The sequence below is a fragment of the Photobacterium sp. GB-36 genome (assembly GCF_003026135.1).
GTDB lineage: Bacteria > Pseudomonadota > Gammaproteobacteria > Enterobacterales > Vibrionaceae > Photobacterium.
On sequence record NZ_PYNY01000009.1, the window covers coordinates 124,714 to 138,156 of the forward strand.

Annotated in this window: 12 protein-coding genes; 8 read left to right on the plus strand and 4 right to left on the minus strand. The window is 43.0% G+C overall.

Features of this window, described 5'->3' with window-relative positions; translation table 11 throughout:
* Nucleotides 1-14: 14 nt before the first annotated feature.
* The 5 genes from C9J46_RS10765 (at nucleotide 15) to C9J46_RS10785 (ending at nucleotide 4,869) form a co-directional block, all read left to right on the plus strand.
* On the plus strand, nucleotides 15-1,427 hold the full coding sequence (locus C9J46_RS10765) for an FAD-dependent oxidoreductase (RefSeq protein WP_107290878.1): 1,413 nt from the start codon (nucleotides 15-17) through the stop codon (nucleotides 1,425-1,427).
* A 162-nt stretch (nucleotides 1,428-1,589) separates the two neighbouring features.
* Nucleotides 1,590-2,288 carry a 5'-methylthioadenosine/S-adenosylhomocysteine nucleosidase gene (mtnN, locus tag C9J46_RS10770; protein WP_107290882.1) on the plus strand — a complete coding sequence of 233 codons (699 nt, stop codon included), beginning with the start codon at nucleotides 1,590-1,592 and terminating at the stop codon, nucleotides 2,286-2,288.
* Between the two features lie 72 nt (nucleotides 2,289-2,360).
* Nucleotides 2,361-3,317 (plus strand): cobalamin biosynthesis family protein, encoded by a 957-nt coding sequence (locus C9J46_RS10775; protein ID WP_107290879.1) that lies wholly within the window; start codon nucleotides 2,361-2,363, stop codon nucleotides 3,315-3,317.
* Nucleotides 3,317-4,159 (plus strand): vitamin B12 ABC transporter substrate-binding protein BtuF, encoded by an 843-nt coding sequence (gene btuF / locus C9J46_RS10780; RefSeq protein ID WP_107290880.1) that lies wholly within the window; start codon nucleotides 3,317-3,319, stop codon nucleotides 4,157-4,159. Before C9J46_RS10775 ends, btuF begins: the two co-directional genes overlap by 1 nt.
* A gap of 98 nt (nucleotides 4,160-4,257) precedes the next feature.
* The gene (locus tag C9J46_RS10785; protein WP_045083709.1) at nucleotides 4,258-4,869 is read left to right on the plus strand and encodes a trimeric intracellular cation channel family protein; all 612 of its coding nucleotides are present in this window, start codon (nucleotides 4,258-4,260) and stop codon (nucleotides 4,867-4,869) included.
* A gap of 53 nt (nucleotides 4,870-4,922) precedes the next feature.
* Here the strand turns inward: C9J46_RS10785 and C9J46_RS10790 are convergent, their stop codons facing one another.
* Nucleotides 4,923-5,543, minus strand: a complete 621-nt coding sequence (locus C9J46_RS10790) for a DedA family protein (RefSeq protein WP_107208587.1) — start codon at nucleotides 5,541-5,543, stop codon at nucleotides 4,923-4,925.
* Nucleotides 5,544-5,755: 212 nt separating this feature from the next.
* Complete coding sequence (gene tyrS, locus C9J46_RS10795; protein ID WP_107290881.1) at nucleotides 5,756-6,943, minus strand: tyrosine--tRNA ligase; 1,188 nt, start codon at nucleotides 6,941-6,943, stop codon at nucleotides 5,756-5,758.
* 210 nt (nucleotides 6,944-7,153) lie between these two features.
* Between tyrS and C9J46_RS10800 the strand changes: the two genes are divergently transcribed.
* Complete coding sequence (locus C9J46_RS10800) at nucleotides 7,154-8,374, plus strand: peptidoglycan DD-metalloendopeptidase family protein (RefSeq protein ID WP_233217685.1); 1,221 nt, start codon at nucleotides 7,154-7,156, stop codon at nucleotides 8,372-8,374.
* A 79-nt stretch (nucleotides 8,375-8,453) separates the two neighbouring features.
* On the opposite strand, the gene erpA is transcribed toward C9J46_RS10800, so the two are convergent.
* Together erpA and clcA are read right to left on the minus strand one after the other, a co-directional pair.
* Entirely contained in the window at nucleotides 8,454-8,795 is a 342-nt protein-coding gene (gene erpA / locus C9J46_RS10805) for an iron-sulfur cluster insertion protein ErpA (RefSeq protein ID WP_107208590.1), read from the minus strand.
* A gap of 61 nt (nucleotides 8,796-8,856) precedes the next feature.
* Nucleotides 8,857-10,260, minus strand: coding sequence for a H(+)/Cl(-) exchange transporter ClcA (clcA, locus tag C9J46_RS10810; RefSeq protein WP_107208591.1), 1,404 nt, complete (start codon nucleotides 10,258-10,260; stop codon nucleotides 8,857-8,859).
* 325 nt (nucleotides 10,261-10,585) lie between these two features.
* Between clcA and hemL the strand changes: the two genes are divergently transcribed.
* Together hemL and C9J46_RS10820 are read left to right on the plus strand one after the other, a co-directional pair.
* On the plus strand, nucleotides 10,586-11,896 hold the full coding sequence (hemL, locus tag C9J46_RS10815) for a glutamate-1-semialdehyde 2,1-aminomutase (RefSeq protein ID WP_107246747.1): 1,311 nt from the start codon (nucleotides 10,586-10,588) through the stop codon (nucleotides 11,894-11,896).
* Between the two features lie 347 nt (nucleotides 11,897-12,243).
* A complete protein-coding gene (locus tag C9J46_RS10820; protein WP_107246749.1) occupies nucleotides 12,244-13,329 on the plus strand; it encodes an AI-2E family transporter in 1,086 nt (361 codons plus the stop codon).
* Nucleotides 13,330-13,443 lie beyond the last annotated feature (114 nt).

Below are 13,443 nucleotides of genomic sequence, written 5' to 3' on the forward strand. Positions count from 1 at the left end.
GGGAGGGAAACCGAATGAGCCAGAATGTTTACCAATTTATTGACGTCGAACGTATCGACCCACCAAAGAAACCGCTAAATGTACGTAAAATCGAGTTCGTTGAAATATACGAACCGTTTACCAAACAGCAAGCAGGTGCACAGGCGGATCGTTGTTTAGATTGTGGTAACCCTTATTGTGAATGGAAATGTCCTGTTCATAACTACATTCCTCAATGGCTAAAATTGGCCAATGAGGGGCGAATTATTGAAGCGGTTGAGCTATCTCACCAGACGAATACCTTACCGGAAGTATGTGGCCGTGTTTGTCCTCAGGACAGGCTATGTGAAGGTTCGTGTACCTTAAACGAAGACTTTGGTGCGGTGACAATTGGTAATGTTGAAAAATACATTACCGACAAAGCCTTTGAGATGGGCTGGAAACCAGACATGTCAGGGGTCGAGTGGACAGATAAAAAAGTTGCGATCATCGGCGCAGGCCCTGCCGGATTATCTTGTGCTGATATTCTTGTTCGTAACGGCGTAAAACCTGTGGTATTTGACCGCTACCCTGAAATTGGTGGCTTGCTGACCTTTGGTATCCCATCATTCAAGCTTGAAAAAGATGTAATGGTTAATCGTCGTAAAATCTTTACTGAAATGGGGGTTGAGTTTCAGCTCAATACTGAAATCGGTAAAGACGTCACGATGGAATCGCTACTGGCTGACTACGATGCGGTGTTCTTAGGTGTCGGCACCTATAAAAACATGCGTGCAGGATTGGAAAATGAAGACGCAACTGGCGTCTATGACGCACTGCCATTTTTGATTTCTAATACCTACAAAGTCATGGAACTAGAAAGTCCATCGACATTCTTAGATATGAAAGATCAACGCGTGGTCGTACTCGGTGGTGGTGATACCGCGATGGACTGTGTCCGTACTTCTATCCGCCAAGGTGCAAAAGATGTGGTGTGTGCTTATCGTCGTGATGAAGCCAATATGCCAGGTTCAAAACGTGAGGTGAAAAATGCCCGCGAGGAAGGCGTCAACTTTATGTTTAACCTTCAGCCATTAGGTATTGAAGTGGATGATTCAGGCAAAGTCACTGGCGTTAAAGTTGTGAAAACAGCGTTAGGTGAACCAGACAGCGCTGGACGTCGTCGCCCTGAACCTGTCGCAGGTAGTGAGCACGTATTAGGTGCAGACGCTGTGATCATGGCGTTTGGTTTCCAACCTCACGCGATGCCATGGCTGACACCGTATGATGTAGAGCTAGATCAATGGGGACGGATCAAAACTTCATTCGATGCACACTTTGCCTATCAAACCACAAATCCGAAAATCTTTGCCGGCGGTGATGCGGTTCGTGGTTCAGATTTAGTGGTAACAGCCATTGATGAAGGCCGTAAAGCTGCTGATGGCATACTGGATTATCTCAACGTCTAAAGACGTTAATTAAACAAACTAAAGCGGATGGGCAACCTTCCGCTTTTTTATTTATTAAAAATTAGCGCTCGATAACTTTTGGTATAAATTCTCTCGCTCATGGTACACTGATTACACGACAGCACCTTGGGTGCACCGCTTGAACAACAAGAGAACGAATCAATGAAAATCGGCATTATTGGCGCAATGGAGCAAGAAGTTGCGATCCTAAAAGCACAACTAGAAAACTGCGAAACACACAACAAAGCAGGTTGTACTCTCTACACTGGTACGCTAAATGGTGCGGATGTTGTCTTGTTACAATCAGGTATTGGTAAAGTAGCCGCAGCAGTAGGTACTGCAGTACTACTTGAAACCTTCCAACCTGATGTTGTGATCAATACAGGCTCTGCTGGCGGTTTTGAATCAAGCCTTAACGTTGGTGATGTTGTGATCTCAACGGAAGTTCGCTACCACGACGCAGACGTAACCGCATTTGGTTATGAGATCGGTCAAATGGCACAGCAACCAGCCGCTTTCCTATCTGACGAAAAACTAATGGATGTAGCAGAGCAAGCACTGGCTGCTTTACCTGAAAAGCCACACGCTGTTCGCGGTCTGATCTGTACTGGCGATGCATTTGTATGTAGCGCTGAAAAACAAAACTTCATTCGCACCAACTTCCCATCCGTCGTTGCAGTTGAAATGGAAGCAGCGGCCATTGCTCAAGCTTGTCACCAATTCAAAGTCCCCTTTGTTGTGGTTCGTGCCATTTCTGATGTTGCTGATAAAGAATCGCCAATGAGCTTTGATGAGTTCCTGCCACTTGCAGCGAAAAGCTCATCAATCATGGTTGAGAAAATGGTTGAGTTACTTAAGTAACTTCATTGTAGTAACTAATTTAAGTGGCCTTGCTTAGCATCTAGCCAAAAACGAGAATAGCTGTCACGGATGATGGAATCACTTGTTGCGTTACTCACAACCAATAGCTCCCTACTCGCTTTGTGGGGAGCATTATTATTGCACTGGGTTTTACCCATTCCCTACCCGCTTCACCCCATTGTTATTTGGCAACGTCTCGCACTGCTTATTGCAGAGCGTGTTAATCACCCGAAAGAAAATCCTTCTCAACGTATTCTTGCAGGCTCACTTGCTTGGTTTTTAATGTCAGGCACGGTCCTGATCTTATTGTTCGCTTTTAGCCAACTGGTTTGGTACCAAACGATTTTCCAAATGACTCTATTGTGGATGGCAATAGACTGGCAAACATCAGCTAAATTAGGCAAACAATTTAATCAGGCCTATAACCTTGAACATAAAGGCAGGTGCCGTGAGTTATTAGCCGATCACGTTAATCGTAATACTGAAAATTTATCCCTGCTTGGATTAGGCAAAGCGGGGGCTGAAACCCTATTACTTGGCTATGGTCGAAATGTCATTGGCGTCTTATTCTGGTATGCCATTGGTGGTGGTATTGCGGCGATTATGTATCGCTTAGCCATTAGCCTTGCGCGCTCTTGGTCACCAAGCCGTGAGCAGTTCCGCTTTTTTGGCCTGCCCGCGATTCGCATCGCACTTATTTTAGATATTGTGCCGCTGCGCTTATTTGCGCTATTAATTACCCTTGGTCAAAATGCCAAAAATGCTTTTCATGGTTTAATGCAGCAAGGTGAGAATTGGCAGCTACCAGGGCCGGGTTGGTTATTAGCCGCAACTGGACACAAACTCTCTTTATCCCTTGGCGGTCCTGCGATGTACAACCAAGTAAAAATGGAACGACCGCGTATCGGAGGGAAAATTGCCCCTGCATCGCTGCACCTTGCACAACTTCAGCAATTAATGACAAGCCGTTTATGGTGTTGGATCATTATAGAAAGTGGCTTACTGATTATTTTTCACGGGCTAGCTTAATGCGTTTCCTACTTCTCATTGTGGTTCTATTCCCATTCACCTCTGCCTTTGCTGAACAATCACGGTCTGTTCAACGCATCATTAGCTTATCACCACACATGACGGAGCTGGCTTACAGTGCAGGCTTGGGCAATAAACTCATCGCTGCTAGCGACTACAGTGATTACCCAGAGCAAGCGAAAAAGTTGGAACGTGTTGCCAATTATCGCGGCATCAAAATGGAACGAATTCTTACTTTAAAGCCTGATTTAATTTTGGCATGGAAAGGCGGGAATCCTAGTCGTGAAATGGCTCGTTTACAGCAACTTGGGATTAAGATCTTTTATTCAAATCCAACGCAATTAACCGATATTGCAGACACGATTATCAAACTGGGTAAATTTGCTGATAATCCAAGTCAATCGATTACTGCAGCAGCAACATTTAGAACACAGCTCGCCAAAATTAAAGCACGTTATCAGAACAAGTCTCCTGTACGTTACTTTTATCAATTAAGTGATAGCCCTATGTTGACGATTTCAGATGGCAACTGGCCGAGTCCTGTCTTTGATATTTGCGGTGGAGAAAATATTTTTGCCACCAGCACCGCGGCATACCCACAAGTCAATCAAGAGCAAGTTGTTGTTCGCCAACCTAGCGTCATTTTCGGTTCTCGTCATGCAACGTCAAAAGAAAATAGCCCATGGTTAAAGTGGCAAGGAAAACTGCCTGCAGTTGATAATCATCAGCTTTATCAACTCAATAGCGATTGGTTAAACCGCCCCACGCTTCGCACTCTTAAAGCCGTAAAGCAAGTGTGTCAACTACTGGATAATGAAAGAAAAGCCTCACCTTTGCTGTGAATAACCTCACTAAAGATGGATTTTATAGTTGTACCTAGCCATTTAGGCAGTACAATCGCCTGCCTACTTTCCCCCTTTTCTATTAAATAGGGATAAACATGCTCATCTATATTCTCGATATGTTTGGTACTGCAATCTTTGCAGCCTCGGGAGTACTCATGGCAGGACGATTACGCATGGATCCTTTTGGCGTTGTCGTGCTAGCTAGCGTAACAGCTATTGGTGGCGGCACTATTCGTGATATGGCATTAGGTGCTACCCCTGTGTTTTGGATCAAAGATACCAATTACTTATGGGTGATTTTTATTACCTGTATTATCACGATGCTCGCAACTCAACGCCCTAAACGGATGCCATGGTATTTTCTTCCTGTCGCTGATGCGATTGGATTAGCAGTCTTTGTGGCTATCGGTGTCGAAAAATCATTACGTTATGGCGCATCGCCAATGGTCGCTGTGATCATGGGTGTGATAACAGGCTGTGGTGGCGGCGTGATCCGAGATGTACTAGGACGTGAGATCCCAATGGTATTACGTACAGAGGTTTATGCAACAGCCTGTATTCTAGGCGGTATGGTACACACCATAGGCTTATCTTTAGGTGTACTGCCTTCTGTTGCTGCAGTGATCGGTATCTTTACCACACTCACCATAAGACTCGCAGCCATTAAGTGGAATCTGTCTCTGCCTATTTTTGCACTGCGTAATTAACAAAAAAACCGCCAACACTGGCGGTTTTTTAATCCGAAACAAACAAGGTTATCTTACTCTTCAATCGAGGTTTTACGGCGTTTGAATCGACGGATAAGCCACCATCCAAGTATACAAGCAAGTACAACGACGACAGACCAACATTGCATCTGATATTTATGATAGAAGGCTAAAATAGGCCCTAATTCGTCATGTAAATAAGCAGGAGCCACGCCAAATACCAATAGCCAGATCGTGACCGCTAAGAAGTTACCTAATAAGAAAAGTTGCACTGGCATTTGCGCAATACCACAGCCAATGCACATGAACTGTTTAATGCCTTCAACAAAACGACTGATCACAAGCCCTAGCATGCCATAGCGGTCAATAAACTGATGTAACTTGGTCAGCGTTCGCGGTTTAATCCATTCTTTCTTCGTTAAGATATGACCAAATTGGCGTCCAATAAAGTAGCCAATACTGTTACCAATAAAGCTACTTGCCCAAGCAACAGATAGCACCATAGGTAACGACATTTTACCTGAAGATGCCAATAAACTCGCGACGATCAATAACGACTGACCAGGCGCTGGGATCCCCATACCTTCAACAGCAATTGCCAATGCTAAAATATAGTACCCGTATTGCTGCAGCAGCGGGGTGAGATCAGTAATAATATGTTGAATCGATTCCATAGCCAGTCGATATAAAAATGAAGAGTAATCTTTTATAGTATCTTGTCTCTCGTCGTCGGCATAATGATCAAAGCTAGAAAGTAAGCTTTCATAAACCATTAAACATTAAGATTTAAAGCCAAGTTATTATTAATTAAGACTATTTGACAGATATAAAAAAAGGACGCAAATGCATCCTTTCATATTTGAATAACGCTGCGAGAGCAATGTGATTATTTAATCATCACACGAGCAAATTTACGTTTACCGACTTGGAAAACATAATTGCCAGCAGCCAGTACCAGTTTCGTGTCTTCTACTTTCTCACCATCTTGCTTCACAGCGCCTTGACGGATCATACGCATTGCATCAGACGTTGAGTTAACCAGTGCTGCTTCTTTTAATAAATTCGCAATAGGAAGACCGGCTTCGAATTCAAACTCAGGCATTTCATCAGGTAGGTTACCTTTTTGGAAACGACTGATGAATTCTTGCAATGCCGCTTCTGCCGCTTCTTCTGAATGGAAACGTGCAATGATCTCTTTTGCTAGTAAGAACTTCACATCACGTGGGTTTTTGCCGGCATCAACATCGGCTTTAAAGTGAGCAATTTCATCCATTGGACGGAATGAAAGCAATTCAAAGTAGCTCCACATCAGATCGTCAGAGATAGACATGATCTTACCAAACATATCGCTTGGCGCATCGGCAACACCAATGTAGTTATGCGCAGATTTAGACATTTTCTTCACGCCATCTAAACCCACCAGCAATGGCATCGTCAGTACAACCTGTGGTTTTTGACCGTGCGATTTTTGTAACTCACGACCCATTAGCAAGTTGAACTTCTGATCAGTACCGCCTAGTTCTACATCTGTTTCCATTGCTACTGAATCGTAACCTTGAAGTAATGGATACATAAATTCATGGATCGCGATTGGACGATTCTCGCCGTAACGCTTTTTAAAATCGTCACGCTCTAGCATACGAGCAACGGTTTGATTAGACGCTAAACGGATCATTCCTTCTGCACCTAACTCTGATAACCATGTCGAGTTAAACGCAATCGTGGTTTTGGCAGGATCAAGGATCTTAAATACCTGCTCTTTATATGTTTCCGCATTGCGTAATACATCTTCACGCGTTAGTGGCGGACGTGTCGTGTTCTTACCGGTAGGATCGCCGACCATACCAGTAAAATCACCAATCAAGAAAGTGACTTCATGGCCTAATTCCTGAAAAGTACGCAACTTATTAAGAATAACCGTGTGTCCAAGATGGATGTCTGGTGCCGTAGGATCGGCACCTAATTTTATACGTAATGGACGGTTTTCTTTTAGCTTTGCTATTAGCTCTGCTTCTGGGATAAGTTCTTCAACCCCACGTTTTATCTCAATAAGTGCTTGTTCAATGCTGGCCATTCTTGTTCGCTCCCACAAAATTGGCAAAAATAATAAGCCGACTATCTTACTTGAATAGCAGGCTTTTTTGAAACCAGTTAGACTGAAGGCCGTTTATTTTTTCGGAATATATGTGAAAAATTTAGTATGAAAGGAACTTCATCACCTCGATTTCCACGGAAGAACCTCTTTTTTATCATATTGATCAGCATAGCTATGCTAGGGCTTGCAATGATACCGAGTTCCCAGCAAGAAACCGCTTCTCATGTTGAGCGTAAATTTAAAATTGGCAAACCTTACCCTATTGATATTGCAACCGCTTCAGCGACACCTCTTTCAGGTAAAGATAAAACAGATGAGCTTATATGGAAAAAGCACGTTATTGAAAGTGGTGAAAGTTTAGCTATCGCTTTTGATAACATCGGCTTAGATGGAAAAATACTACATTCCCTTATCAATACCGATGCCAATACCAAACAATTGGAAAGACTTCGTCCAGGTAATATCCTTCAATTTGGCTTTAATAAAGAAGGAAAATTAGTTGAGCTTCGCCAACCTCGTAATCATTTAGAAACCTTGATTGTGCGCCACGATGGCAGCACCTTTAGCAGTGAGATGGATAAAAAGGAAATTGAAACGCATATCAATTTCTCTCATGCCACCATTAAAACCAGTTTTTGGAGTGCCGCAGATAAAGCAGGATTAACGGCCAATCAGATCATGGAAATTGCCGCGCTATTTGGTTGGGATATTGATTTTGCTCTCGATATTAGAGCGGGTGATAAATTTGAAGTGTTATTTGAACAGCACTATTTAGATGGTTATCCAGTCGATCGCGGTGAGATTTTAGCCGCAACCTTTACCAATATGGGGCAAACTTTTACCGCAGTTCGCAATAACGACGGTAAATATTACGATAAAGACGGGCTAGCCATGCGTAAAGCGTTCTTGCGCTCTCCTGTCAACTTCCGCTATGTAAGTTCAAATTTTAATCCGCGTCGTCTCCACCCCGTTACAGGAAAAGTAAAGCCGCACCGAGGCACTGATTATGTTGCTCCTGTTGGCACACCTATTTGGGCGGCAGGTGATGGGGTTGTATTAGAATCAGCGTATAACAAATACAATGGTAACTACGTTTTTATCAAACATAGCGCTAAATATGTCACCAAATACCTGCATTTAACTAAGCGTATGGTCAAAAAAGGGCAACGAGTAAAACAGGGAGATACTGTCGGTACTTTAGGCGGTACTGGTCGCGTCACAGGCCCACACCTACACTATGAATTCTTGGTTAATGGTCAGCATAAAAACCCTCGTACGGTAGATTTACCGCAAGCCAATTCATTATCAGGCAACGAGCAAGTAACGTTTAAAAAGCAAGCTAAACAACAACTTGATCATATTCAGCAATTGGGCAAACTGGTCGTTAATAATGACATATTATTAAACTAAGCCATTGTTTATATACAAAAAAGCCGACAATCAATATTTGTCGGCTTTTATTTAACTCAATGATTATCGAGTTAACATTTTAAACACTAAATGATGCGCCACAACCACAAGTCGTTGTTGCATTTGGGTTGTTAACAAAGAAACGCGAACCTTCTAGACCTTCAGTGTAGTCAACTGTACCACCCATTAGGTACTGGAGACTCATAGGATCAACCACTAGCGTTACACCGCCATTTTCAATGGTCATATCACCATCATTTACTTTTTCATCAAAAGTAAAACCATATTGAAAGCCACTACAACCACCACCAGTGATGTAAACACGTAGCTTTAGATTCGGGTTTTCTTCTTCAGCGATCAGTGTTTTTACTTTATTCGCTGCAACATCAGAAAAAGTTAGCGGCAAATTAGCATCGCTCATTACAAAACCTCTCACACACTTCCGTTAATTACGCTGATTATCCAATACCTGACTATGTTGTTCAAGTATTAGGCTCACTTGTTGGAGAATCATGGCGTAAACGCTCTTTTTTAATTGTTCGGTGTAGCAACTGCGAATAAATCGGTTGTCCGCCTAACATCTGAGCAAGCATAGTCGCACCGAGAGTGGTAACAATCAATGGTAAAATAAGGTGATAGTTGTTGGTCATTTCAATAACCAGCAAAATCCCCGTAATTGGTGCGCGCACCGTTGCAGCAAAAAGCGCCCCCATACCAGCGATTGCAAATAGTCCAGGATCAATGCCTAAATCAGGATAAATGCCTTGTGTGATCATGCCATAGAAAGTGCCAAACAATGTCCCTAACGCCAACATTGGGGCAAAAATACCGCCCGGTGCACCGGAGCCAAAACACAGTAATGTTGTTGCAATACGAGCAAAGAACAACAGCATTAACATACCAAGGCCGTAATCACCGTTAGTCGCGTGAGGGATAAGGAAAATACCGCCACCGGTTAATTCTGGGAAATACAATAGAAGTAAACCGAAGCAGCCACCAATTAAAGCGCCAGTGATAAGGTAACGCTTACGCTCATTACGGTGAATTTTAACAAAGCTATCTAACGCAAAAATAATCATCCGATTAAATAGGACACCGAAACCACCAAATAGCATCCCTAACACTAAGAATAACCATAATGATTTCAGTGCAGGAGCATCATATTGCGGCATAGATATAACCGCTTCTTGGCCACGTAAAAGACGAAATACGATATTTGACATCACCGCGGAGATCATTACGCATTTCACCGAAATTAAACTGTAACGAAACTGCGGACGCATCTCTTCAAGTACAAACATGATCCCCGCCATCGGGGCATTAAATGCTGCAGCTAAACCACCAGCGGCACCTGCTGCAAGTAAAGAGTGTCGACCTTCTTTATCTTTTAAACGGAAAATATCAGAGATCATTCGTCCAATATTACCGCCCATTTGTACCGTAGGACCTTCACGACCCAGTACCATACCCGAGCCTAACGCACCTAAACCACCGAAAAATTTAACTGGGATCACGCGCCACCAGCGAACAGGACGCATTTCTTCCATCGCACCTTCAATTTCAGGAATACCAGAACCACCAGCTTCAGGGGCAAAACGACTAACTAGGTAATAACCAACAAAGGCAAGAAAAGCACTGACAATAAACGCTGCGAGCCACAAAGGAAGTACACTGGTTATTTCATCACGTAACCACTCTGTACGCTGATCCGTTACCCAGTTGACACCAATTTCAAACAAGGTTCCGACTAAGCCCGCTAAAATGCCGACAAGAGCTGATAAAAATAGAACAGAGACTGGCGTTTTATCACGAGTAAGCAGTTGCCTTACAAAAACGCGAGGTTGAAGATGAGGAGGCATGTGGATCCCGTGCGTTTTATCAGTCATTTTTCGGCCGTATTGTCAAAAGATTGCATATAGGATGCAGGGAGGATAAATGAAACTATTGATTTTAGAAGAGTAATCTAAGATGGGCGTTTATTATACTGCTAATGTTGAAAAATAGCTTTGCAACTGTGACTTGTACTGCAGTATTGCTGTAATTAATTGTTCAATACACGCAAATAACCACCATAAATCGCCCTCCCTAAATTGCATCCTTTTAGGTACAATGGACTAATAACAATCTACACACTTCTCTGGCCTACAATCTCAAGGACAGAAAACGATCTGGATTGGATCTACGCCTGATTATTTTATATAGGACCTCATAATGAGCAAAACGAGCAAATCGGCTGATTTATTTGCCAAAGCAAAACAAAAAATTCCAGGTGGTGTTAACTCTCCAGTGAGAGCGTTCGCTGGTGTTGGTGGCACACCACTCTTTATTGAGCGTGCCGATGGCGCTTATATTTTTGATGCTGATGGTAATGCATACATCGATTTCGTTGGCTCTTGGGGTCCAATGATCTTAGGCCATAACCATGCAGCGATTCGTGATGCGGTGATCGATGCAGCGCAACAAGGTTTAAGTTTTGGTGCGCCAACGGCAATGGAAATCACCATGGCTGATCTGGTATCAAAACTAGTACCATCGATGGAAATGGTACGCATGGTAAGCTCAGGTACTGAAGCAACCATGAGCGCTATTCGTCTGGCACGCGGGTTTACTGGTCGCGATAAGATCTTAAAATTTGAAGGTTGTTACCACGGTCACGCCGATTGTCTACTCGTTAAAGCAGGCTCTGGCGCATTAACCCTAGGTCAACCAAGCTCACCAGGTGTACCTGCAGATTTTGCAAAACATACCCTAACAGCAACCTATAACGATCTAGATTCTGTCCGTGAAGCGTTTGCAGCTCACCCAGAAGAGATTGCTTGTATTATCGTTGAGCCTGTTGCGGGTAACATGAACTGCATTCCACCTGTACCTGGCTTCCTTGAAGGGCTACGCGACATCTGTGATGAATTTGGCGCGCTATTAATTCTAGATGAAGTAATGACAGGCTTCCGCGTGTCAGAAGGTGGTGCTCAAGGCTATTACAACATTAAACCAGACCTTACAACACTAGGTAAAATCATCGGCGGCGGTATGCCAGTCGGCGCATTCGGTGGCCGTCGTGAAGTGATGGAATTTGTTGCACCAACAGGTCCTGTCTACCAAGCGGGTACGCTATCAGGCAACCCTGTTGCAATGGCAGCAGGTCATGCCTGTTTAAGCGTGTTAACTGAAGATGGTAATGAAAAACGCCTTGCTCATACCACTAAACGTCTTGCTGATGGCTTTAAAGCATTAGCAGATAAGCATGGTGTTCCACTGGCCATTAATCAAGTAGGTGCGATGTTTGGCTTCTTCTTTACTGAGCAAGAAACTGTAACGTGCTACGAAGATGTAACCAAGTGCGATGTCGAGCGTTTCAAGCGTTTCTTTAATTTAATGCTAGAAAAAGGGGTATATCTTGCACCGTCTGCATATGAAGCATGCTTCACCTCACTAGCACACACAGATCAAATCATTGATGCAACACTTGAAGCAGCTGACTTTGCTTTTGCTACGCTTGCACATGAAAACAGCCCTGAATAATTCAGAAAGCTGAAATAAATAAAAATAAAAAAGGTCACAATGAGTGACCTTTTTTTATGACATTATTTTAGTATCTAAAACACAGAAATTGTATTTAACTATAGCCACAGCTCAAGGCTAAGGTTATTGCCAAAAATATAACGCAAGCAGTACCATGATGACTAAAATAATTAGTGCAATCGGTGGTCTGCGCTTTTTTTTGTCATCACAGCCACAATTACAACATCCCATAAGCCATCTCCGCGATAAAGGGTATAATCGATAAGTTATAGCGACAATGATTATAATGATAATCTTTATCAATAACAGCAGTAATGAAGACGCTTATTAATTAAAGGAAACATACCGTGTCACAGCCATTTAAAATCGAGCCACGCCATTGGCTCCTTATTATTGCTTTATTTGTTGCTGCATTTGCCAGTTACAAACTCATTGAACCTTATTTAGGGCCGATTGTTCTCGCCTTTATTATTTCATTACTCTTTGCACCACTACATAAACGTTTATTAGCGTTAATGCCAACCCGTGCAAATACTGCTGCAATGTTATCTTGCTTTGTGCTTACCGTCATTATTGTGATCCCGCTGCTTGTGGTGTTTTCATCCATTGTTCATCAAGGTACAACCGTTTCTAAAGAAAGTTATCAATGGATCACATCCGGCGGTCCGAAAGAACTATTTGCTCACCCTTACGCTCAAAAAGTACTGTTCTATATAGATAAATACTCACCGTTCCATGATTTTGATCCTCAGGTCATCATTCAGAAAATTGCAACCACAGCATCTCAAGTCGGCTCTCAAGCAATCAACATTAGTGCACGTATTCTTGGAGACGCCACTAGCATATTAGTAAACTTTATGATGATGCTATTTGTCCTATTCTTCCTGCTACGTGATAACGACAAGATGATTGCCGCGATCCGCCATGTGATCCCACTGTCTCGCAGTCAAGAAGATGCAATTATGGAAGAAGTTGAACAAGTCGCAAAATCTGCCGTACTTGGATCATTCCTAACCGCTGTCGCGCAAGGCTTAGCCGGTGGTTTTGCAATGTGGCTATGCGGATTCCCAGGGCTGTTCTGGGGCTCAATGATGGCTTTTGCTTCATTAATCCCTGTCGTAGGTACCGCACTTATCTGGCTACCTGCATCTCTATACTTACTGTTAGTCGGTCAATGGGAATGGGCATTATTCTTAGCGGGCTGGGGAGTGCTTGTCGTAGGTTCAATCGATAACGTTGTCCGTCCATTGCTGATGCAAGGCAGTTCAAGCATGAATACCCTACTGATCTTCTTCTCAATCATTGGGGGTATCCAATTATTTGGTTTGATCGGTATGATTTACGGTCCCATCATTTTTGGTGTAACACTCGTGTTATTTAAAATGTATGAAGTTGAATTTAAAGACTTCTTAGAACAACAAGATTCTCACTAACCTATCATTACAATGCCGCTTCGATTCTAGGGCGGCATTTTTCTTCTATTCAATCTTCCTCTCTACTGCTGATTTCTTTTCAACGGCACATAATTATGGAACAATTCGCTCCCA

What these genes read in the sequence shown, in the direction of transcription:
- C9J46_RS10785 (WP_045083709.1), top strand. Translation starts at nt 4,258, where the DNA reads ATGCTCATCTATATTCTCGATATGTTTGGTACTGCAATCTTTGCAGCC.
- C9J46_RS10775 (WP_107290879.1), top strand. Translation starts at nt 2,361, where the DNA reads ATGGAATCACTTGTTGCGTTACTCACAACCAATAGCTCCCTACTCGCT.
- mtnN (WP_107290882.1), top strand. Translation starts at nt 1,590, where the DNA reads ATGAAAATCGGCATTATTGGCGCAATGGAGCAAGAAGTTGCGATCCTA.
- btuF (WP_107290880.1), top strand. Translation starts at nt 3,317, where the DNA reads ATGCGTTTCCTACTTCTCATTGTGGTTCTATTCCCATTCACCTCTGCC.
- C9J46_RS10800 (WP_233217685.1), top strand. Translation starts at nt 7,154, where the DNA reads ATGATACCGAGTTCCCAGCAAGAAACCGCTTCTCATGTTGAGCGTAAA.
- clcA (WP_107208591.1), bottom strand. Translation starts at nt 10,260, where the DNA reads ATGACTGATAAAACGCACGGGATCCACATGCCTCCTCATCTTCAACCT.
- C9J46_RS10765 (WP_107290878.1), top strand. Translation starts at nt 15, where the DNA reads ATGAGCCAGAATGTTTACCAATTTATTGACGTCGAACGTATCGACCCA.
- erpA (WP_107208590.1), bottom strand. Translation starts at nt 8,795, where the DNA reads ATGAGCGATGCTAATTTGCCGCTAACTTTTTCTGATGTTGCAGCGAAT.
- C9J46_RS10790 (WP_107208587.1), bottom strand. Translation starts at nt 5,543, where the DNA reads ATGGAATCGATTCAACATATTATTACTGATCTCACCCCGCTGCTGCAG.
- hemL (WP_107246747.1), top strand. Translation starts at nt 10,586, where the DNA reads ATGAGCAAAACGAGCAAATCGGCTGATTTATTTGCCAAAGCAAAACAA.
- tyrS (WP_107290881.1), bottom strand. Translation starts at nt 6,943, where the DNA reads ATGGCCAGCATTGAACAAGCACTTATTGAGATAAAACGTGGGGTTGAA.